Source organism: Streptomyces sp. H27-H1 (assembly GCF_026627445.1).
Taxonomy (GTDB): Bacteria; Actinomycetota; Actinomycetes; order Streptomycetales; family Streptomycetaceae; genus Streptomyces.
The window spans coordinates 146,291-166,722 of record NZ_JAPNLJ010000017.1 but is presented as its reverse complement, the minus strand read 5'-3'; the positions used below and the strand labels follow the sequence as shown (position 1 = coordinate 166,722).

The 20,432-nt window shown below is 70.8% G+C and carries 14 protein-coding genes; 6 read left to right on the top strand and 8 right to left on the bottom strand.

Going from position 1 to position 20,432, the window contains the following annotated elements; translation table 11 throughout:
* Positions 1-341: 341 nt before the first annotated feature.
* The 3 genes from aroD (at position 342) to OTB20_RS20655 (ending at position 5,019) form a co-directional block, all read left to right on the top strand.
* Positions 342-1,079 (top strand): type I 3-dehydroquinate dehydratase, encoded by a 738-nt coding sequence (gene aroD, locus OTB20_RS20665; protein ID WP_267819510.1) that lies wholly within the window; start codon positions 342-344, stop codon positions 1,077-1,079.
* A 208-nt stretch (positions 1,080-1,287) separates the two neighbouring features.
* Positions 1,288-3,516, top strand: a complete 2,229-nt coding sequence (locus OTB20_RS20660; RefSeq protein ID WP_267819508.1) for a terpene synthase family protein — start codon at positions 1,288-1,290, stop codon at positions 3,514-3,516.
* A gap of 132 nt (positions 3,517-3,648) precedes the next feature.
* Positions 3,649-5,019: a phospholipase D-like domain-containing protein gene (locus OTB20_RS20655; RefSeq protein WP_267819506.1), complete on the top strand. Its 1,371-nt coding sequence runs from the start codon at positions 3,649-3,651 to the stop codon at positions 5,017-5,019.
* 2 nt (positions 5,020-5,021) lie between these two features.
* Here the strand turns inward: OTB20_RS20655 and OTB20_RS20650 are convergent, their stop codons facing one another.
* From OTB20_RS20650 to OTB20_RS20620, 7 genes are all read right to left on the bottom strand, one after another.
* Positions 5,022-6,257 (bottom strand): GNAT family N-acetyltransferase, encoded by a 1,236-nt coding sequence (locus OTB20_RS20650; RefSeq protein WP_267819504.1) that lies wholly within the window; start codon positions 6,255-6,257, stop codon positions 5,022-5,024.
* A gap of 120 nt (positions 6,258-6,377) precedes the next feature.
* Entirely contained in the window at positions 6,378-7,649 is a 1,272-nt protein-coding gene (locus tag OTB20_RS20645) for a YncE family protein (protein ID WP_267819502.1), read from the bottom strand.
* Between the two features lie 120 nt (positions 7,650-7,769).
* The gene (locus tag OTB20_RS20640; protein ID WP_267819500.1) at positions 7,770-8,933 is read right to left on the bottom strand and encodes an XdhC family protein; all 1,164 of its coding nucleotides are present in this window, start codon (positions 8,931-8,933) and stop codon (positions 7,770-7,772) included.
* Positions 8,934-9,006: 73 nt separating this feature from the next.
* Positions 9,007-10,470: an NCS2 family permease gene (locus OTB20_RS20635; protein ID WP_267819498.1), complete on the bottom strand. Its 1,464-nt coding sequence runs from the start codon at positions 10,468-10,470 to the stop codon at positions 9,007-9,009.
* 372 nt (positions 10,471-10,842) lie between these two features.
* On the bottom strand, positions 10,843-13,248 hold the full coding sequence (locus tag OTB20_RS20630; protein WP_267819496.1) for a xanthine dehydrogenase family protein molybdopterin-binding subunit: 2,406 nt from the start codon (positions 13,246-13,248) through the stop codon (positions 10,843-10,845).
* A 2-nt stretch (positions 13,249-13,250) separates the two neighbouring features.
* Positions 13,251-13,886: a (2Fe-2S)-binding protein gene (locus tag OTB20_RS20625; RefSeq protein WP_267819494.1), complete on the bottom strand. Its 636-nt coding sequence runs from the start codon at positions 13,884-13,886 to the stop codon at positions 13,251-13,253.
* A gap of 2 nt (positions 13,887-13,888) precedes the next feature.
* Entirely contained in the window at positions 13,889-14,785 is an 897-nt protein-coding gene (locus OTB20_RS20620) for an FAD binding domain-containing protein (protein WP_267819492.1), read from the bottom strand.
* A 254-nt stretch (positions 14,786-15,039) separates the two neighbouring features.
* On the opposite strand from OTB20_RS20620, the gene OTB20_RS20615 reads away from it, so the two are divergent.
* Together OTB20_RS20615 and OTB20_RS20610 are read left to right on the top strand one after the other, a co-directional pair.
* Positions 15,040-16,719, top strand: a complete 1,680-nt coding sequence (locus tag OTB20_RS20615) for a PucR family transcriptional regulator (RefSeq protein WP_267819490.1) — start codon at positions 15,040-15,042, stop codon at positions 16,717-16,719.
* Between the two features lie 199 nt (positions 16,720-16,918).
* Positions 16,919-17,698 carry a hypothetical protein gene (locus tag OTB20_RS20610; protein ID WP_267819488.1) on the top strand — a complete coding sequence of 260 codons (780 nt, stop codon included), beginning with the start codon at positions 16,919-16,921 and terminating at the stop codon, positions 17,696-17,698.
* A gap of 771 nt (positions 17,699-18,469) precedes the next feature.
* On the opposite strand, the gene OTB20_RS20605 is transcribed toward OTB20_RS20610, so the two are convergent.
* Positions 18,470-19,132, bottom strand: coding sequence for a GntR family transcriptional regulator (locus OTB20_RS20605; protein ID WP_267819486.1), 663 nt, complete (start codon positions 19,130-19,132; stop codon positions 18,470-18,472).
* Positions 19,133-19,247: 115 nt separating this feature from the next.
* On the opposite strand from OTB20_RS20605, the gene OTB20_RS20600 reads away from it, so the two are divergent.
* Complete coding sequence (locus OTB20_RS20600; protein WP_267819484.1) at positions 19,248-20,132, top strand: (2Fe-2S)-binding protein; 885 nt, start codon at positions 19,248-19,250, stop codon at positions 20,130-20,132.
* Positions 20,133-20,432 lie beyond the last annotated feature (300 nt).

Here is a 20,432-nt window from a genome sequence, read left to right as displayed (position 1 = left end):
GCGGGGGACCGCGCGGGGGCGCGGCACCTCGTACGGGAGGTCAGGCCGGGCGGGCCCCCCCACGGGACGGGCGAGCAGGACGGCCTGTTCCCCGCTTCGCTCACCGCCCTGACGGGCGACGACTGGGGCCTGTCCATCCAGGCCCGGCGCACGGCCCATCCCGACGGGGACCTGAGGCCCGCCGGCCAGCCGACGCGGCGCCAGCGCCTTCGGGCGCGCCGGGCACTCGCCCGACCAAGGGGCGGGCGACCCCCCTCACCCCGGTCGATTCCACGTATAATCCGCCCCGTTCACCATGTGGTTCGCTCGGATATCGGAATCGAAAAGGCTGTGACCAAGAAATGAATTCACTGCGGGCACTTCTCGACGGCGGCATTCCGCTGGTGGCCGTCAGCTTCGACGACAGCGAAACCGAGCCGCGCGCACACGCCGCGAAGAGCGCCGGTGTCGATGTGGCCGAACTGCGCGTCGACAGGTACGCGGCGACCGACACGGCCCATGTCCTGGCGCAGGTGGACGCGTTCAAGGCACTGCCGGTCCTGGCCACGATCCGGTCCGCTCGCGAGGGCGGCGACTGGAAGGGCACGGAAGCGGAGCGGCTCGAACTGTTCCGCGCCCTCGCCCCTCAGGTCCAGGCCGTGGACATCGAGCTTTCCTCCGGGGAAATCCTGTCCGAGGTGATCGAGGCCGCCCACCGACATGACACGGTGGCGCTCGTTTCCTACCACAATTTCGAATTCACCCCGGCCACCGAGGAACTCCAGACCGTCATCGACGAGGCGAAGAGCGCCGGCGCCGATGTGGTCAAGGTGTCCACGATGGTGCAGTCCGAGGGGGACGTGCGCCGGCTGGCCTCGCTGCTGCTGCGCGCCGGGGCCGAGGGCACCCGGCTGATCGTCATCGCCATGGGCGAGACCGGAGCGGTCTCGCGGGTCTTCTTCCCGGCCCTCGGATCGCTGATCACCTACTCCTTCTTCGGCGCCAGCTCGGCCCCCGGCCAGCTCGACTTCCCCGAGACCTTCGGCCTGTTGCGCAAGTTCTACCCGGCGTTCGACGAGCTGAAGTCCGCCGGGGCCTGAGCCCCCGCGCCGGGGAGGGACGCCCTCCCCGGCCCTTGCCTGGCCGCCTCACCCGTCTCTTTACCGGTTGCCAGCCCGATACGTCACAGAACGGCACACGCGTCACCTGATGAAGTGAACTACCCCTTATCCCACCGGCATCATGGGTAGGGCCCTGCTGATCTCGTGGGAAACGAACGGGACAGACAGATGAAAGGCCCACCCTGCCGTGACGCAGCCGTTTCAACTGCCGGATTTCTATGTGCCTTATCCGGCGCGACTGAACCCCCACCTGGAGGACGCCAGGGTCCACACCAAGAAGTGGGCCCGCGCCTTCGGGATGCTGGAAGGTTCCGGCGTCTGGGAGGAGAGCGACCTCGACTCGCACGACTACGCCCTGCTGTGCTCCTACACCCACCCCGACTGCGGCAGCGAGGCGCTGTCCCTGATCACCGACTGGTACGTGTGGGTCTTCTTCTTCGACGACCACTTCCTGGAGATGTACAAGCGCTCCCAGGACCGTGAGGGCGCCAAGGCGTACCTCGACCGGCTCGCCGCCTTCATGCCGATGGACCTGGGCCCCTCCTCCGGCGGTTTTCCCGAGGCGACCAACCCCGTCGAGGCCGGCCTCGCCGACCTGTGGGCCCGTACCGTCCCGGCCATGTCGATGGACTGGCGGGAGCGGTTCTCCGAGTCCACCAGGAACCTGCTCAACGAGTCGATGTGGGAACTCGCCAACATCAACATCGGGCGGATCTCCAACCCCCTCGAGTACATCGAGATGCGCCGCAAGGTCGGCGGCGCACCCTGGTCGGCCGGGCTCATCGAGTACGTGTCCGCCGAGGTCCCGGCGCGCGTCGCGCACTCCCGCCCGCTCGGCGTACTGCGCGACGCCTTCTCCGACGCCGTGCACATCAGGAACGACATCTTCTCCTACCAGCGCGAGGTCTCCGAGGAAGGCGAACTCTCCAACGCCATCCTGGTGTTGGAGACGTTCCTGGGCTGCACCACCCAGGAGGCGGCCGAGGCCTCCAACGACCTCCTCACCTCCCGGCTCCACCAGTTCGAGCAGACCGCCCTCGCCGAACTCCCCCAGCTCTTCGCCGACCACGCCATGAACCCGGCGGAGACCGCCGCCGTCCTCGCCTACGCCAAGGGCCTGCAGGACTGGCAGTCCGGCGGCCACGAGTGGCACATGGTCTCCAGCCGCTACATGAACAAGGAGGCCCGGGCCACCGCCCCGCTCACCCTGCCCTTCATGCCCTCGGGCCTCGGCACCACCGCCCTCGACCTCCGCTCCATCCTCGCCCCCCGCGCCCTGGAATTGCGCCGGCGCTCCTTCACCCACGTCCCCTTCGAGCGCACCGGTCCGTCCGTCATCCCGGACATCTACATGCCGTTCCCGCTCACCCTCAGCCCGCACCACGCCCGCGCACGCGAGGAATCCGTGGCCTGGGCGCGGGAGATGGGCCTGCTCCACCCCCAGCCCGGCGACCCCGGCTCCGCGATCTGGAACGAGGAGAAGCTGCGCGGCTACGATTTCGCGCTCTGCTCGGCCGGCATCGACCCCGACGCCACCCCCGAGGCACTGACCCTCAACGCCTCGTGGCTGACCTGGGGCACGTACGGCGACGACTACTACCCGGTGGTCTTCGCGCAGGCCAAGAACCCGGCGGCGGCCAAGGCCACGCACGCCCGGCTCCTCGCCATGATCCCGGTGGACCACGCCGAACAGGCGGTGCCCGCGACCGCGATGGAGCGCGCCCTCGGCGACCTGTGGGTGCGCACCAGCCGGGACATGGGCCCCACGGTGCGCGCGGAGTTCCGGGCCACCCTCGTGGACATGCTGGAGAGCTGGCTGTGGGAGGTGGACAACCAGCTCCTGAACCGCATCCCGGACCCGGTGGACTACGCCGAGATGCGCCGCCGCACCTTCGGCACCTACCTCACCATGTACCTGTGCCGGCTCGGCCAGGCGGGCCGGGGCATCCCCGAGGAGATCTACGCCTCCGGCACCATCCGTTCCCTGGAGAACGCCGCGGCCGACGCCGCGTGCCTGATGAACGACATCTTCTCCTACCAGAAGGAGGTGGAGGTCGAGGGCGAGGTGCACAACTACGTACTCGTCACCCGCAACTTCTTCGACATCGGCTATGCCGAGGCCCTGCACATCTGCCACTCGCTGATGACGCAGCGCACCGAGGAGTTCGAGCACATCGTCGACGCCCAGCTGCCGCTGCTCTACGAGGACTGGAAGCTGGAGGAGGGCGCCCGGTCCGGACTCGACGACTATGTCGGCGAGCTGCGGGACTGGCTCGCCGGAATCCTCAACTGGCACCGGAACGCGCGGCGTTACCGCGAGGAGGACCTGCACCGGCTGGGTGACGGGATCTCCACCGGCGTCCTGGACCCCTCCTTCGGCATGTCGGCCGCCCGGATCTCACTGCCCACCCGCTGAACCGGGCCCTCCGGGGCCCGGGGTGGGGGCGGTCCGCTCGCCCGCCCCCACCCACCTGCGACCGCCCCCACCCGCCCGCCCGACGGCGTCCCGGGCGATCGCGCACAGTAGAGCCGCCATAAAGTAGCGGCCATGATCAGAAAGAGACTGCTCACCGCGCTCCTCCTCGGGAGCCTCCTGACGGTGGGCGCACCGGCTGCCTCCGCCGAGGACACGACGACGTACGTGACCACCGGCCCCCTCTTCAACAGGCCCAAGGGCACGGCAGCCGAGCAGGGCGCGATCCTCAGCCACCTCGGGCGCCTCGTCAACGGCGCCCGGAGTGGGTCGGAGATCCGTATATCCCTGTACATGTTCGGGTCGGGCTGGCTCGCGGACCAGCTCGCGGCGGCGCACCGCAGGAACGTGAACGTACAGGTCCTCGTCGACGACGACACCGTCAGCAACCCCTGGATGGCCGGCGCCGGTGCGCTGGTGCGGGACAAGCTGACCACCGCCTTCGCCGCGGTCCCGCCCGCGGGCGCGACGTACGGAACCTCCTGGTTCAGGGTGTGCGCCCCGGACCAGCCCTGCCTGGCCAAGGGCACGGGCGGCGTCAACCACAACAAGATGTTCCTCTTCTCCCGGACCACCGGCAGCGGCTCGCCCGACAAGGGCAAGCCGGTCGACAACGTCGTCGTGCAGTCCTCCGGCAACCTCACCACCTGGGACCGCGAGTCCGCCTGGAACGACGCCATGACCGTCGCAGGCAACGAGGCCCTGTATGCCGGCTACACCCGCTACTTCGACCTCATGACCGCCTCGCAGGCGCGGCCGGACGGTTCCGGGCGGGTCGACAACCTGGCGATCGACGTGGAGGCGGCACCTGCCAAGGGTTACTTCTTCCCGCGCAACTCGACGAACCCCGACGCCAAGACGGACGTCGTCGAGAACATCCTGAGCATGATCGAGACCCCCGTGACCGGTCCCGACGGACAGCCGGTGGCTGTCTGCCACGGGAACACCCCGGGCCACGGCACGGCCGACGGCCGCACCGTGATCCGCATCGCCAACGGTCACATCTCCCGGCCGGCCGTGGCCGAGAAGCTCTGGAGGCTGGCCGACGCCGGCTGCTTCGTCGACATCGTCTACGGCAAGCTCGCCGACTACGAGGCGCAGGGCGTGCACCGGGAGACGGCCTACTGGCTCACGCGGACGACCGCGAAGGGCAAGATCACCCTCCACCGCCTGGCCAACGACGAGCTGAAGAACCCGGCCGACCCCCAGGCCTCCGGAACGTTCAGCCACACCAAGTACCTGCTCATCGAGGGCTCCTACAAGGGCGTGAAGGACCAGAAGCTCATCTTCACGGGCAGCCACACCTACACCGGGATGGCCCTCACCAGCAACGACGAGGCCCTACTGAAGTACGAGAGCGCGCCGGTGCACGACGCCTACGTGCTGAACTTCCGCGAGCAGCGCGCCGCCGCGGACGCGGAAGCCCGGTACGGCGGAGCCGAGTAGCCCTAGAACTCGTCCGCCGTGTGCGGCAGCAGCGGGGTCCGCAGCCCCGCGTCCAGGGCGGCCGCCGCGCCGGGGCTGTGCTCCACCACCAGTGCGGCCGCGGCCAGTTCGACGGCCCGGGTCCCGCCGAGGTAGCAGGCCGCGAGCTCCCGTACGTCCAGGGTCAGGTCCGGGGCCCGGCCCGCGGCGGGTTGGTACGCCGCCCCGTCCGGCCCGGCCTTGAGGAGGAACCGCCCCGCGTTCGCGGGCAGCCGTACGTCGGTCAGCTCCAGTACGAGTTCCACGGGCGCCGCCCAGGACCGCGCGGTCAGCGCCGCCGCCACGTCGACCAGCCGCAGCCAGAGCGCCGGGAACACCGCGGTGACCCTGACCTGGTCCCGGTCGGCGGCGAAGTGCAGGAGCGGGTCGTCGGCCGGCCGGCCCCACGCGGTGACCCGGCCCGTGAGGTCGAGGGAGGCCACGCACTCCCACAGGGCGGCGGCGACCGCCGGGGTGTCGGCCTCCAGCTCGTGGACCTGGACCTGGCCCGGAGTCCGTACGGCCGCGGCGTCCGCCTCCGGCTTGGTGCGGTAGAGGACGTAGCCCGCGATCGGTTCCCCCGGCTCGCCCAGGGAGATGATCCGGGGCGGGCTGAGTTCCTCGTCCTCCTCGTCCTGCTCGGTGAGCCACTCCTCGGTCCAGCGCAGGACCGTGCGGGTCGGCCGCCCGGCCCGGACCCTGCGGGCCGCCTCGTGGTACGGGCCGACGACGGCGACCGCGTCCCCGGGGGCGACCAGCCGCAGCGGCCGCCGGTCCGGTTCGATGCGCAGGGCCAGCGGCCGGGTGGAGTCGATCTCGATGGTGGCGCCCTGGGTCGCGCTGCCGTAGCCGAAGCGCCCGTAAATGGCGGCTTCGGAGGCCCACAGGGCGGCGACGGGGCTGCCGGCCGCCCCCGCCCGGCGCAGTGTCTCGCCCATCAGGGCGGTCAGTACGCCGCGGCGGCGGTGGGTGGGGGCGACGGAGACGAAGGTGAGCCCGGGGCAGGGCAGGTCCGCCCCGGGCACCGAGAGGCGGAAGTCGTGCGCGGCCATGAATCCGACGATCGCGTCGCCCTCGTACGCCCCGATCCGCAGGCAGTGGCGGAGCAGGTCGTGGTGGCGCTCGCGCCCCTCCTTCTCGGGACGGTCGTGGAAGACCAGGTACGCGAGCTCCAGAGCACGGTCGATGTCGGCCTCGGGTACCTCGCGGATGTCCACCATGATCCGGAGACTAATCGGTCATCGCAGACCAGTCACTTGATAAGGGGCGGTTTCCGGCCTACCCCGTTCGGGCCCTCCCCGTTCCGGTCCTTCGCCGTTCCGGCCCTTCCCCGTTCCGGGTCAGCGCGCCGCCGGACCCGTCCAGTCCGCCGGGACGTGCCCGATCCGGACCCGCTGCGGGTGGTCGCCGACGGGTACGGACACCCGCTTGGCGCCCGTGGCGAAGTCGATGGCCGTGACCCGGTCGGCGCCGCTCTCGGAGATCACACATCCGGAGCCGTCGCCGTCGACGGTGGCCCAGTAGGGCTTGGCGGCGGGTACGAGCGGCCCCTGCTCCAGGGTGGCGCGGTCCACTACGGTCACGTAGTCGTCCATGGTGCCCGCGATGCACAGTTTGGCCCCGTCCGGGCTCATGGACATTCCGTGGTGCCGGGAGTCGTTGACCCAGGTGGTGCGGTCGGTGCTGGTGGCGGGGTTCTGGGGGAGGGTCTTGATCCGGGTGATCCGGTCCGCGGCCACGTCGTACTCGACGAAGCCGTTGAAGAAGGACACCTGGAAGTAGAGCTTCGACTCGTCCGGGGCGAAGGACATGGGCCGGACCGCGTCGGAGAGGTCGGAGCGGCCGAAGGCGTCGAGGCGGGCCCGCATGTCGATCACCCGGACCGGGCGGAAGGTCTGCGCGTCGACGACCGTGATCTTCCGGTCGCCCTTCGTCCAGTCCAGCCAGGGCGCGTCGAGGGCGGAGGTCACGTCACCGATGGAGCTGTTCCACAGGAAGCGGCCGTCCCGGGTGTAGGTGTTCTCGTGCGGTTTGTCGCCGGTGGTGAAGGAGCCGGCCTGGCGGCCGCTCGCGATGTCGAGGACGTGCACCGTGTTGGCGGTGGAGGCCGAGATCGCCACGCGCGTGCCGTCCGGGGAGACGGCCATGTGGTCGGCCCGGTAACCGGCCACGGGGAAGCGCCAGTTGACCCGGCCGGTGCGGACGTCGATGGAGACGACGTCGGCGAAGCTGGGCCGGGAGGCGACGACGGCGGAGCCGTCCGGGGTGGTGTACATGTCGTCCACGAACTGGTCGTGACCCTCTCCCGCGGTGGCCCGCACACCCAGGAAGTAGGCGAGCTTCACGGGGTTGAGGTAGATCTCCCGGAGCCGCTCCTCCTTGTCCGGGACCATGTCGATCCGGCCCACCTTGGCGAGGTCCCCGGTGGAGGCGAGGACGTCGGCGGTGCCCTCCCAGTTGTTGCCCACGAACAAGACCTCGCGCGGGCCCGGTCCGGCGGACCCGGCGCCCGCCGCGGGCGCGGGGCCCGCCACGAGGGCGGCCAAGGCCAGCCCGGCCACGGCCGCCATCGCGGGCAGGGCGCGGCGATTACTCGAGCGACTGGCAGACATCCGGTCAACTCCGTTACGGGGAGACACTGTTACCGGCCGGTAAGATAGGCGGAACAACGAAAGGGCGCAACCCCCACGGGGTTGCGCCCTTTCCACACCGCGCTAAAGCCCGTCACCTCTTCAAGCGACGGAACCGATCCTGCTGATCACCGTGTTCGAGACGTCCGGGTGGATCGGGATGTGCGCGCCGGTCAGGGCAGCGCCGGTGCCGCCGCGCCGGTTGGCCACGATCTCGGCGGCGATGGACAGCGCGGTCTCCTCCGGGGAGCGGGCGCCGAGGTCCAGGCCGATCGGGGAGCGCAGCCGGGTCAGTTCGAGTTCGGTGACGCCGACCTCACGGAGCCGCTTGTTGCGGTCCTCGTGGGTGCGGCGGGAGCCCATGGCGCCCACGTAGGCGACGGGAAGTTTGAGGGCCAGTTCGAGGAGCGGTACGTCGAACTTGGCGTCGTGCGTGAGGACGCAGAGGACCGTCCGGCCGTCGACCGTACCCGTGGAGGACTGCTCCTCCAGGTAGCGGTGCGGCCAGTCGACCACGATTTCGTCCGCATCGGGGAAACGGTTCTTCGTGGCGAACACGGGCCGGGCGTCACACAGCGTGACCCGGTAGCCGAGAAACTTGCCGATCCGCACCAGGGCGGAGGCGAAGTCGATCGCACCGAAGACGATCATCCGGGGCGGCGGGACGCTGGACTCGACCAGCACCTTGAGCGGCTCTCCGCAGAGCCGGCCGTCCGCGCCGATCTCCAGCACGCCGGTCTTGCCGGCGTCGAGCATGGCCCGGGCCTCGTCGGCGATGGCGCGGTCCAGCTCGGGGTGGCCGCCGAACCCGCCTTCGTAGGAGCCTTCGCCCCGGACCAGTAGGGCGCGGCCCATCAGCTCGGCCGGGCCTTCGGCGATCCGTGCGACCGCCGCCGCCTCCCCTCGGGCGGCGGCGGCCAGCGCAGCCGCGAACACCTCCCGGGCGGGAGAGCCCACGGGAACCGGGGTGACCAGGATGTCGATGATCCCGCCGCAGGTCAGACCTACCGCGAAGGCATCGTCATCGCTGTACCCGAAGCGCTCCTGGACGGTTTCCCCGTCCTCCAGCGCCTGCTGGCACAGCTCGTACACCGCACCCTCCACACATCCACCGGAAACCGAGCCGATGGCCGTGCCGTCACTGTCGACGGCGAGGGCCGCTCCGGGCTGCCTGGGTGCGCTCCCGCCGACCGCCACGACCGTGGCGACGGCGAAGTCACGCCCCTGCTCGACCCACCGGTTCAGTTCTTCGGCGATGTCCAGCATGGGGGGCCTCCTCGGAGGGGTTCGGATTCCAGTATCGGATGCGTGGAGGGTCAGGTACGGATCATCGCCGGGCCTAGCCGACGCCGAGCCAGCCCTCGATGGGGTGCAGCGCGAAGAACACCAGGAAGATGCCGGTCAGCGCCCACATGAAGGCACCGATTTCACGCGCCTTGCCCTGCGCCACCTTGATGGCGACGTAGGAGATCACACCGGCGGCGACGCCGGCCGTGATCGAGTAGGTGAACGGCATGACCACGACGGTCAGGAAGACCGGGATCGCGGTCGAGCTGTCGGCCCAGTCCACGTGGCGGGCGTTCTGCATCATCATCGCGCCGATGACGACCAGGGCGGCGGAGGCGACCTCACCCGGGACGATCTGCGTGATCGGGGTGAAGAAGAGGCAGGCGGCGAAGAAGAGGCCGGTGACGACGGAGGCGAGGCCTGTGCGGGCACCCTCACCGACGCCGGTCGCGGACTCGACGAACACGGTCTGGCCGGAGCCACCCGCGATGCCGCCGATGGCGCCACCGGCGCCGTCGATGAACAGCGCCTTGGACAGGCCCGGCATGCGGCCCTGCTCGTCGGCCAGCTTGGCCTCGGTGCCGACACCGATGATGGTGGCCATCGCGTCGAAGAAGCCCGCGAGCACCAGGGTGAAGACGATCATGCCGACCGTCATGTAGCCGACGTCGCCCCAGCCGCCGAAGCTGACGTCGCCGAAGAGCGAGAAGTCGGGCTTGGAGACCACGGAGCCCTCGAGCACCGGCGGGCCGTTCTTCCAGGCCTTCGGGTCGATGTCCACGATGGCGTTGAGGATCGCGGCCAGGATGGTGCCGCCGACGATGCCGATCAGGATCGCGCCGGGGACCTTGCGGGCCTGCAGCATGAAGATGGAGACCAGCGTGATGGCGAAGAGCAGGACGGGCCAGCCGGAAAGCTCACCGGTGGCGCCGAGCTGCACGGGGGGCATGAACTCCCCACCGTTGCCGACGAAGCCCGCCTTCACGAAGCCGATCAGGGCGACGAAGAGGCCGATGCCCATGGTGATCGCGTGCTTGAGCGCGAGCGGGATCGCGTTCATGATCATCTCTCGGAGGCCGGTGACGACCAGGAGACAGATCACGACGCCGTAGACCACGCACATGCCCATGGCCTGCGGCCAGGTCATCTGGGGGGCCACCTGCGAGGCCAGCACACCGGACACCGAGAGGCCGGCGGCGAGGGCGAGCGGCACCTTGCCGACGAAGCCCATGAGCAGGGTGGTGACGGCCGCGGCGAACGCCGTGGCGGTGATGACCGCCGAGGCTGCCAACGCGCTGCCCTCGACGTCCTTGCCCGACAGGAGCAGGGGGTTCAGCAGCAGGATGTACGCCATGGCCATGAAGGTCGTGATACCGCCACGCACTTCGTTGCCGACGTTGGATCCACGCTTGGATATGTGGAAGTACCGGTCGAGCCAAGGCTGCCCAGCGGGGTTCGGAGAGCCGTCTCCGGCCTCCTCCGCACTGGTCTTGGGCTCTACAGAGGACTGGGTCATGGTGCCTAACTCCCAAGGTTCAAAGGGGCACCCGCATAAAGATTGGAGACACGGGATTTGGGAAACCGCGTTTGGCTGCACGACCCGGGGTGACGGCCCGAGGCGACGCAAATGGTGCACTGCGTGTACTGCGGGTACTGCGTGGGTTTTGCGGTACGACTGGTATTGCTGGTGACACCGGGGGGTAGGTGGTGCGACCGGGGGTGTTGCTGGGGTACTTCCGGTGAAACTGACCGCGAGCGGTGCGGTACTGATGACTCCGGACTTCTGTGCTCCGGGCGGTGCGACTGGAAGTGTGACGTTCCGTCGTGGTCACACCGCCCGGAAATCTGGGGGGTCCGGGGGCCGCGAGGCCCCCGGACCACGCCGTCCCTAGAGGGTGCCGGTGAGCAGTTCCGGACGGATCGGCGTCTTGTTGATCTCCAGACCGGTCGCCGCCCGGATCGCCGCGATGACGGCCGGGGTGGACGAGAGGGTCGGGGCCTCGCCCATACCGCGCAGGCCGTACGGGGCCTTCGGGTCGGCGAGCTCCAGGACGTCGACCGGGATGGTCGGGGTGTCGAGGATGGTCGGGATCAGGTAGTCCGTGAAGGAGGGGTTGCGCACCTTCGCGGTCTTCGGGTCCACGATGATCTCTTCCATGATCGCGACGCCCAGGCCCTGGGTGGTACCACCCTGGATCTGGCCGACCACGGAGAGCATGTTCAGCGCCTTGCCGACGTCCTGGGCGGTCGCCAGCTCGACGACCTTGACGAGACCGAGCTCGGTGTCCACCTCGACGACCGCGCGGTGCGCGGCGAAGGTGTACTGGACGTGGCCGTTGCCCTGGCCGGTGACCAGGTCGAAGGCCTCGGTCGGGGCGTGACGGAACTCGAGCTCGAGGTCGATCGCGTCCTCGCCCTCAAGGATGTCGGCGATGTCCGCGAGGACCTCTCCGCCATCGGTGACGACCTTGCCGCCTTCGAGGAGCAGCTCGGCGGTCGCCCACGCGGGGTGGTACGAGCCGTTCTTGCGCCGGCCGATCTCCAGAACCGCCTCGCGGACGGCCTCACAGGTGTTCTTCACGGCGCCACCGGTCATGTACGTCTGCCGCGAGGCGGACGTGGAACCGGCGGAGCCGACCTGCGTGTCGGCCGGGTGGATGGTCACCTGCGTGACACCCAGCTCGGTACGGGCGATCTGCGCGTGGACGGTGATACCGCCCTGGCCGACCTCCGCCATGGCCGTGTGGACCATCGCGACGGGCTCGCCGTTGATGACCTCGAGGGTCACGCGGGCGGTGGAGTAGTCGTCGAAGCCCTCGGAGAAGCCGACGTTCTTGATGCCGACCGCGTAGCCGACGCCGCGTACGACGCCTTCACCGTGGGTGGTGTTGGAGAGGCCACCGGGCAGCGCGCGGACGTCCGCGCTCTCGCCGGCGGTCTCCCACTGGCGCTCCGGCGGCATCGGGCGGGCCTTGACCCGGCGCAGCAGCTCGGCGACGGGCGCCGGGGCGTCCACGACCTGGCCGGTGGGCATGACCGTGCCCTGCTCCATGGCGTTGAGCTGGCGGAACTCGACCGGGTCCATGCCCAGCTTCGCCGCGAGCTTGTCCATCTGGGCCTCGTAGGCGAAGCAGGCCTGGACGGCGCCGAAGCCGCGCATCGCGCCACAGGGCGGGTTGTTCGTGTAGAGCGCGATCGCCTCGATGTCCACGTCCTCCAGGACGTACGGACCGACCGAGAGCGAGGAGGCGTTGCCCACGACCGCCGGGGAAGCGGACGCGTACGCGCCGCCGTCCAGGACGATCTTGCACTTCATGTGCGTGAGCTTGCCGTCCTTGGTGGCGCCGTGCTCGTAGTACAGCTTCGCCGGGTGACGGTGCACGTGGCCGAAGAAGGACTCGAAGCGGTTGTAGACGATCTTGACCGGCTTGTTCGTGGCCAGGGCCAGGAGGCAGGCGTGGATCTGCATCGAGATGTCTTCACGGCCACCGAAGGCACCGCCGACGCCCGAGAGCGTCATGCGGACCTTCTCCGGCGGCAGGCCCAGGACCGGGGCGATCTGCTGGAGGTCCGAGTGCAGCCACTGGGTGGCGACGTACAGCTCGACACCGCCGTCCTCGGACGGCACGGCCAGACCGGACTCCGGGCCGAGGAAGGCCTGGTCCTGCATGCCGAAGGTGTACTCGCCCTCGACGATGACATCGGCGCGCTTGCGGGCCTCTTCCACGTTGCCGCGGATGATCGGCTGGCGGTGCACGATGTTCGGGTGCGGGACGTGACCGATGTGGTGGTCGTCACGGCCCTCGTGGATCAGCGGCGCGTCCGGGGCGATGGCCGAGGCCTCGTCCGTGACGAGCGGCAGCTCACGGTAGTCGATCTTGATCTTGGCGGCCGCGCGGCGGGCGGTCTCCGGGTGGTCGGCCGCCACGAGGGCTACCGGCTCACCGTGGTGACGGACCCGGCCGTTGGCGAGAACCGGGGTGTCCTGGATCTCGAGGCCGTAGTTCTTCATCTCGGCCGGCAGGTCGTCGTACGTCAGCACCGAGTAGACACCCGGCATCGCCAGGGCCTCGGAGATGTCGATCGAGACGATCTCGGCGTGGGCCACGGTGCTGCGGAGCGTCTGGCCCCACAGCATGTCCTCGTGCCACATGTCCGAGGAGTACGCGAACTCACCGGTCACCTTGAGGGTGCCGTCGGGGCGCAGCGTGGACTCGCCGATGCCACCCTTGGTGTGCTTCTGCGTGACGTTGGTCGGCGTACCCGCCGGAACCGTGCGCGTGTTCTGGGCCATGATCAGACCGCCTCAGACTGCCGGGCGGCCGCGAGGCGGACCGCGTCGAGGATCTTCTCGTAGCCCGTGCAGCGGCAGAGGTTGCCGGACAGGGACTCACGGATGTCCTGGTCGGACGGGGAGGGGTTCTCCTCCAGCAGCGCGTCGGCCTGGACCAGGAGGCCCGGGGTGCAGAAACCGCACTGCACGGCGCCGGCGTCGATGAACGCCTGCTGGATGGTGGAGAGCTCCACGCCCTCGCCGGTCTGCGAGTCGCCCGCCCGCGAGGGGCGCTCGCTGTTGGGCCCGTGCGCCTGCCACTGCTTGGCCGCGTCCAGAGTGACGCCGCCCTTGCCGCCGCAGCCGCCACCGGTACCGCAGGCACCGCCGTGGCCGTGCTCGTCGCGCTGCTTGGCGAACTCCGCCAGGCCCTCGACGGTCACGACGTCGCGGCCCTCGACCTGACCGGCCGCGACCAGACAGGAACAGACCGGCACGCCGTCGAGACGGACGGTGCAGGAACCGCACTCGCCCTGCTCACAGGCGTTCTTCGAACCCGGCAGGCCCATGCGTTCGCGCAGAACGTACAGGAGGGACTCGCCCTCCCAGACGTCGTCGGCTTCCTGCGGACGACCGTTGACAGTGAAATTGACGCGCATGATTACGCAGCCCCTTCAAGCGAGCGGCCGTTTCCGGTACCGCGGTACTGCTCCCAGGTCCAGACGAGCTGGCGGCGAGCCATGATGCCGACCGCGTGGCGGCGGTACTTCGCCGTGCCGCGGACGTCGTCGATCGGGTTGGCCGCGCCGGAGGCGAGGTCACCGAACTGCTTGGCGATCGACGGGGTGATGACCTTGCCGGACTCCCAGAAGCCACCCTCTTCGAGCGCGGCGTTCAGGAACTCCTCGGCAACCTTCGCCCGGATCGGAGTCGGCGCGGCCGAACCGATTCCGGTGCGGACCGTGCGGGTCTCGGGGTGCAGCGCCAGGCCGAACGCGCAGACGGCGATGACCATCGCGTTGCGGGAGCCGACCTTGGAGTACTGCTGGGGTCCGTCCGCCTTCTTGACGTGGACGGTCTTGATGAGCTCGTCGGCGGCCAGCGCGTTGCGCTTGACGCCCGTGTAGAACTCGTCGATCGGGATGAGGCGGGATCCGCGTACGGACTCCACCTCGACCTCCGCGCCCGCCGCGAGCAGCGCGGGGTGGGAGTCGCCGGCCGGCGAGGCGCAACCGAGGTTGCCGCCGACACCGCCGCGGTTACGGATCTGCGGGGACGCGACCGTGCGCGAGGCGAGCGCGAGTCCCGGAAGCTCCGTGCGGAGGTTCTCCATGATCTGCGTGTACGGGACGGAGGCGCCCAGACGAACCACGTCCTCGCCGACCTCCCACTCCCGCAGGAGACCGATGCGGTTCAGGTCCAGGAGGTACTCCGGCCGACGGTGGTCGAAGTTGATCTCGACCATCACATCGGTGCCACCCGCAATCGGCACAGCTGTGGGGAACTCGGCCTTAGCGGCGAGCGCCTCCTCCCAGCTGGCGGGGCGAAGGAAGTCCATGTGCGGCTCTCTTCTTCTCAATCGGGTCGTTCACTTCAAGCCAGGAGGCCTAAGGGCCCTCGACTGGTCGTTCACGTGCTGTTAACGCGGTGTGGACTCAGTACACCGGCCGTGTGTCCCCCGGGTGCAGTCACCGAAACCATGAAGGAGTTGGCTGGGGACCTCCCTCGTCTTGTAGATTCGTATGAAAGGCAGGATGCGACGACCTGCCCGATTTCCAACGGCAACATTCGAGACAGATCGGCGGCGACATCATGCGGCTGCGCGCACTGCTGGAAACCGAGGCGCTGGGGCTGCGGCTGCTCGGCGGCGAGGAAGAACTGGACCGGACGGTCCGCGGGGTCATGACGACCGACCTCAGGGATCCCAGCCGATACCTGTCCGGGGGTGAACTAGTCCTCACTGGCCTGGCCTGGAGACGAAATTCAGCCGATTCCGAGCCGTTCGTACGAATCCTCGCGAGCGCCGGCGTGGCCGGGCTCGCGGCCGGCGAGGCCGAACTGGGCGACATTCCCGACGACCTCGTCACGGCGTGTCTGCGCAACCGTCTGCCGTTGTTCGCTGTAAACGAAGACGTTGCATTCGCCACCATCACCGAGTATGTGGTGCGCCAGGTGTCGGGAGAGCGAGCCGGGGACCTCGCGGCCGTCGTGGACCGCCATCGGCGGCTCATGACCTCCGGTCCGGCCGGCGGTGGCCCCGATGTGGTGCTCGATCTGCTCACCACGGACCTCGATCTCCGGGCCTGGGTGCTCTCGCCCACGGGCCGGCAGATCGCCGGAGCGGGCGAACCCCTGGCGCCGGGCGTCTGCGCGGCGCTGGCGAGCGAACACCTCGCGGCGGTCCGGACGGGCCGCAGGGGACCGCACCGGATCTCCATCCAGGGTATTACCTACTCCCTCTTCCCGATCAGGGGACACGGGCGCGGCGCCGCCGGACCTGCGGCCCGGGACGTCCGCGAGAGCGTGCTCTCCGACTGGCTGCTGGCCGTGGAGGCCGACGCGGGCGACTGGCCGGCCGAGCGGCTCGACCTGCTCCAGGGCGTCACCCAGCTGATCGCGGTCGAGCGGGACCGCCGCGACGCGGCCCGTACGGTGCGCCGCCGCCTCGCCCAGGAGGTGCTGGAGCTGGTCCAGACGGGCGCTCCGCCCGCCGAGATCGCCGCCCGCCTGCGGGTGGCCGCGCCGGTGCTCCTGCCCGGGCTGGGCACCGCCCCGCACTGGCAGGTCGTCGTGGCACGGGTCGACTGGGACGGCGGGGACATCGCCGGCGGTCCCGTGGCCCAGTCGCTGCTGGAAGAGATCCTCGTGGACCCGTCGATCTCCGGGCCGGAACCCTCGGACCGGATCGCCGTGGCGCACGCCGGGGACGAGGCGATCGCCCTCGTACCGCTTCCCGCGCCCGCCGCGGAGCCGGGCGAGGAGAAGGGCCCCGACACCGCCCTGCACGCGGAAACGCTGCTCGCGTCCGTACGCGACCCCCTGGCGGCCGGGCTCGCCGACGACGGCCGGCTCACACTGGGCGTCAGCGCGGCCGTGTCCTCCGCCGAAGGGCTCCGCGGGGCCCTGGAAGAGGCCCGGCACGCCCGCCGGGTCGCCGCGGCCCGCCCGGGCCGGGTCTGCGCGGCCGGACACCACGAGCTGGCCTCGCACGTCCTGCTGCTCCCGTTCGTCCCGGACGACGTCCGCCGCGCCTTCACGGCCCGGCTGCTCGACCCGCTGCGGGACTACGACCGCCGCCACCGGGCGGAGCTCATCCCCACGCTCGAAGCCTTCCTGGACTGCGACGGCTCGTGGACCCGCTGCGCGACGCGGCTGCACCTCCACGTCAACACGCTGAGGTACCGGGTCGGGCGAATCGAGCAGTTGACGGCGCGGGACCTTTCCCGCCTCGAGGACAAGCTCGACTTCTTCCTGGCACTGCGGATGAGCTGAGAAGATCCGCCGCCCGACCGGCCGGGGGGCCGGGCGGGGCGGGGCCGCGGCCGGGCCCGGGCAGGGCGGGGGTGACTGATGATCCGTCCGGACTTTGTGAAAGAGTTCACCCGACCCCTTGGCCGAACCTGCCGATCCGTGCTCTCATTTCGCCCCAGGGCTCAACGACGTGCTGCTTGGTTGCTTTGGGGAGGGCAATGTGGCGGATACCGCCATGTCCAGTGCCGGAACTATCGGGGGAGACGACCCCCTCCAGCGGGCGATATGGCGGCTGCGCTCGCGCGGCTGTTGGACCGACGCGGCGGCGCTGCTGATTCCGCACCTGCACGACGCCGGAGCCGCCGTACAGCGGACCGGACTGCTCGTCGAGCGCTGCCTGTTCACCGCACAGGGCTGGGCCGAGGCGGAGGACGCGCTGCGGGTCGCCGAAGCCGTCGCCCAGGACGACGACGACCGGGGCGCGGCCGCGTGCGAGCGGGGCCACCTGGCGTACGCGGCGACCGTACTGGGCGTACGCGACCGGGCCGACGAGGCCCGCTCCGCACTCGGCCGGGCGGCGGCGCTGCTGTCCCCCGGGTCGCGTACCCGGCCACTCCTGGACTTCCGGCGGGGTCTGGTCGCCGAGCACCTGGCGGACGCGCCTTCGTCGGCGCTGCCCGCGTACCGGCGGGCCCATGCGGGGGCGCTCACCCACGGTGACACCCTGCTCCTGTCCTTCACGTGGCGGCACCTGGCCGCGCTGGCCCTGCGGGACGGGGAGGTCGCCGAAGCCCGCCAGGGCTTCGCGGAGTCCCTCCGCATCCGGGAGGACCTGGGCTTCCTGGTGGGCACGGCTCCGGCGCTGGCGGCCCTCGCGGAAGCCGAACCGGAGCCGGAGGCGACCCGGCTCCGTGCGGAGGCGCGCCGCCTCTTCCACCTCCTCGGCGGCATCCCCACCTGGCTGGCGGACCAGCTCCAGCCGGCGCCGACGCCTTCCTGACGCCTCTTGACGCGGCGCTCGCGCCGCTCGGCCCTGGCGGGCCTCCCGGGCTTCGCCCCGCTGCGCCGGACTCCGTCCGGCGGTGGCCGGCCGGGGTGCCTGCCAGGGCCGACTCATGCTGGCCCGGTGGGCGGGTGCGGCTCGTTCGGCCCTGCGGGGCGAAGTCCCCTCCCCTCCCTTCCACCGTTCCCAGGGCCCGGCCCTGACCCGGCCCTCAAACGCCGGACGGGCTGGAAGACCCCTGGGGCTCCGCCCCAGACCCCGGTCCTCAAACGCCGCACGGGCTGAACCGCTCCCGGGGCTCAAACTCCCCCGGCCACCGCTGGGACGGTCCCCCGGGCGAGGCCGGAATCGCGCCGCGGTCTGGATCCCCCACCCGCCAAGCCGCACTTGCGGGCTGAGGCGAGCCAATTCCAGCCCCGGCGGCGATTGAGGCGACCTTCAGCCCCGCCCACCCATGCAAGCAGGACGACGTCGGCCAAACTCAAGCCCCGCCGGCGATTGAGGCGACCCCCCGGCGACCCGCACAGGTAGGCCGGCGCAGCCCCATCCAGCCCCCGGCGTGCGAGACCACCCTCAGCCCAACCCACCCGCACGCACAGGGCGACACCAGCCAAAAACCAAGCCCCGCCGGCGATTGAGGCGACCCCCCGGCGACCCGCACAGGTAGGGCGGCGCCCACTCGCAGCTGGCCGTATTCAGCCCCGCCGGCGATTGAGGCGCGGGGGGCCGGGGGCTGGTTCCCGGCGGCGGGCACGGGGGCTCGGGCCGTCAGGGGTGGGTGAAGTGGGCTCGGGTCAGGGACTCCGCCAGGGGGAGGTCGCCCGTGGTGAGGGCGCCGATCATTGCCACGTGCTCCGCCGCGTCCGCGACGAGGTCCGTCCGGCGGGGGCGTCGGGGGCCCGGCAGGGGCCATTGGGAGCGGCGGTGGAGGCCGTCCGCGACCAGGAGCAGCTGGCCGTTGCCCGCCAGGGCCAGCACCGCGCGGTGAAAGGCCCGGTCCGCGTCGGCGTACCGCACCAGATCACCCGCGGCCGCCGCCTCCGCGGCCTGGGCCGCCACCGGCCCCAGCGCTGCCCAGGCCTCGGGCGGCAGCGTACGGGCGAGCCGCAGCATCACGGGGACTTCGAGCAGCGCCCTGACCTCGGCCAGTTCCGCCATCTGCGCCGGGGTCCGGGTCAGGACCCGGAAGCCACGGTTCGGGAGGCATTCGACCACGCCCTCCAGCGCCAGCTGCTGCATCGCCTCGCGCACGGGCGTCGCGGAGACCCCGAAGCGCTCCCCCAGGGCCGGGCCGGAGTAGATCTCCCCCGGCGCCAGCTCGCCTTCGACCAGCGCCGCGCGCAGGGCGTCGAGGACCTGCCCGCGCACGGAGTGGCGTACCACCTTGCGGTTCTGCTGTTCCGGTACCCGGGTTCGGGCCGTATCTCGCACTCGGTCCTCCCACAGGTCTCGACCAATCCGAAGGATAGCCCGGCTTCCCACGCCCTACGGAGATCAGGTAAGGTAAGGCTTACCTGTTAACGATCGTGTGATTCGGTGGTTCTCCATGACCGTCACGGCCGTCGCGCCCGTCCAAGGCCACGTCAGCCCCGTACGCACCCCCGCCCCGGCCGGCTCTCCGGTGGCGGACGCCTACGCACGACTGACCAACGCCTACGGCGGACTGCGCGTCACCGAGCTCGCTCCGTACGAACCCTCCCCTCGCGGTGCGGGGTGGGTCGGGGCGGACGAGCTCGCGGCGGGCGGCGAGGCCCTGGAGGCGTTCCTCGCGTGGGACGAAGCCCAAATGCTCCGTGACTACGGGCAGCGGGGCCGGCCCGACGTGGTGGCGGGGTTCGGGCTGCACCGGTACGCGTGGACCGCCTGTCTGCTGATCACCGTTCCGTGGTTCCTGGACCGGCGCGTGCCACTGCTGCCGCCGGGCGCCGTGTCCTTCGACCGGACGAACGGCCGGATGGCCGTCCGTGCCGGCTCCTTCGCCTGCCTGCCGGACGACCCGGCGGCCGCGCTCCCCGGGGCCCGGGTCGTGCCCGACGAGGACGCGCTGCGCGCAGAGGTGCGGGCTGCGGTGGCCCAGCACCTCGAACCGGTCATGGAGGGCTTCGGCCCGCGGATGCGGCGCGGGCGGCGCGCCCTGTGGGGCATGGTGACCGACGACGTCGTCGAGAGCCTCTGGTACGTCGGCAACCTGCTCGGCGACGCCGAAGAGCGGCGCGCCATGCGCGAGTTGGACCTGCTCTTCCCCGGCTCGACCGCCCCCTACACGGGCGGCGCGGGCTTCCGCACCCTGGAAGCCCCGGACGGCCGGGAGCTGCCCACCCGCGACCGGGCGAGCTGCTGCTTCTTCTACACGATCCGCCCCGACGACACCTGCGTCACCTGCCCCCGCACCTGCGACGCGGACCGGATCGCCCGGCTGACCACGGCCTGACCGCGGCCTGTCCACGGCCCGGCCGCCGTCCGGCCGCCCCGCCGCCCGGACGTCCGTACGGCGCCACGGACCGCCGCCGGCTTCGCACACCTTCACCCCCGCCACTGAACCCACTCGTCCGGCTGACGGAAATCGAACTCAACCCGCTTTGCCCGAGCTGGAGTTCGATCCGCGACGCCCTATTCGGCGGGCTCCGCCCCTCGTTGGCGTCCACTTGCCCCGAAACCCGCGTGTACGGCTCACCGGCTGCGCCACTATGGCGCCCGGAAAGCCGCACCGGCCACAAGCCGAACAGCCGCA

Coding starts and splice junctions, on each gene's coding strand:
- OTB20_RS20655 (WP_267819506.1), top strand. CDS start 3,649: ATGATCAGAAAGAGACTGCTCACCGCGCTCCTCCTCGGGAGCCTCCTG.
- OTB20_RS20650 (WP_267819504.1), bottom strand. CDS start 6,257: ATGGTGGACATCCGCGAGGTACCCGAGGCCGACATCGACCGTGCTCTG.
- OTB20_RS20615 (WP_267819490.1), top strand. CDS start 15,040: ATGCGGCTGCGCGCACTGCTGGAAACCGAGGCGCTGGGGCTGCGGCTG.
- OTB20_RS20645 (WP_267819502.1), bottom strand. CDS start 7,649: ATGTCTGCCAGTCGCTCGAGTAATCGCCGCGCCCTGCCCGCGATGGCG.
- OTB20_RS20640 (WP_267819500.1), bottom strand. CDS start 8,933: ATGCTGGACATCGCCGAAGAACTGAACCGGTGGGTCGAGCAGGGGCGT.
- OTB20_RS20635 (WP_267819498.1), bottom strand. CDS start 10,470: ATGACCCAGTCCTCTGTAGAGCCCAAGACCAGTGCGGAGGAGGCCGGA.
- OTB20_RS20625 (WP_267819494.1), bottom strand. CDS start 13,886: ATGCGCGTCAATTTCACTGTCAACGGTCGTCCGCAGGAAGCCGACGAC.
- aroD (WP_267819510.1), top strand. CDS start 342: ATGAATTCACTGCGGGCACTTCTCGACGGCGGCATTCCGCTGGTGGCC.
- OTB20_RS20600 (WP_267819484.1), top strand. CDS start 19,248: ATGACCGTCACGGCCGTCGCGCCCGTCCAAGGCCACGTCAGCCCCGTA.
- OTB20_RS20620 (WP_267819492.1), bottom strand. CDS start 14,785: ATGGACTTCCTTCGCCCCGCCAGCTGGGAGGAGGCGCTCGCCGCTAAG.
- OTB20_RS20630 (WP_267819496.1), bottom strand. CDS start 13,248: ATGGCCCAGAACACGCGCACGGTTCCGGCGGGTACGCCGACCAACGTC.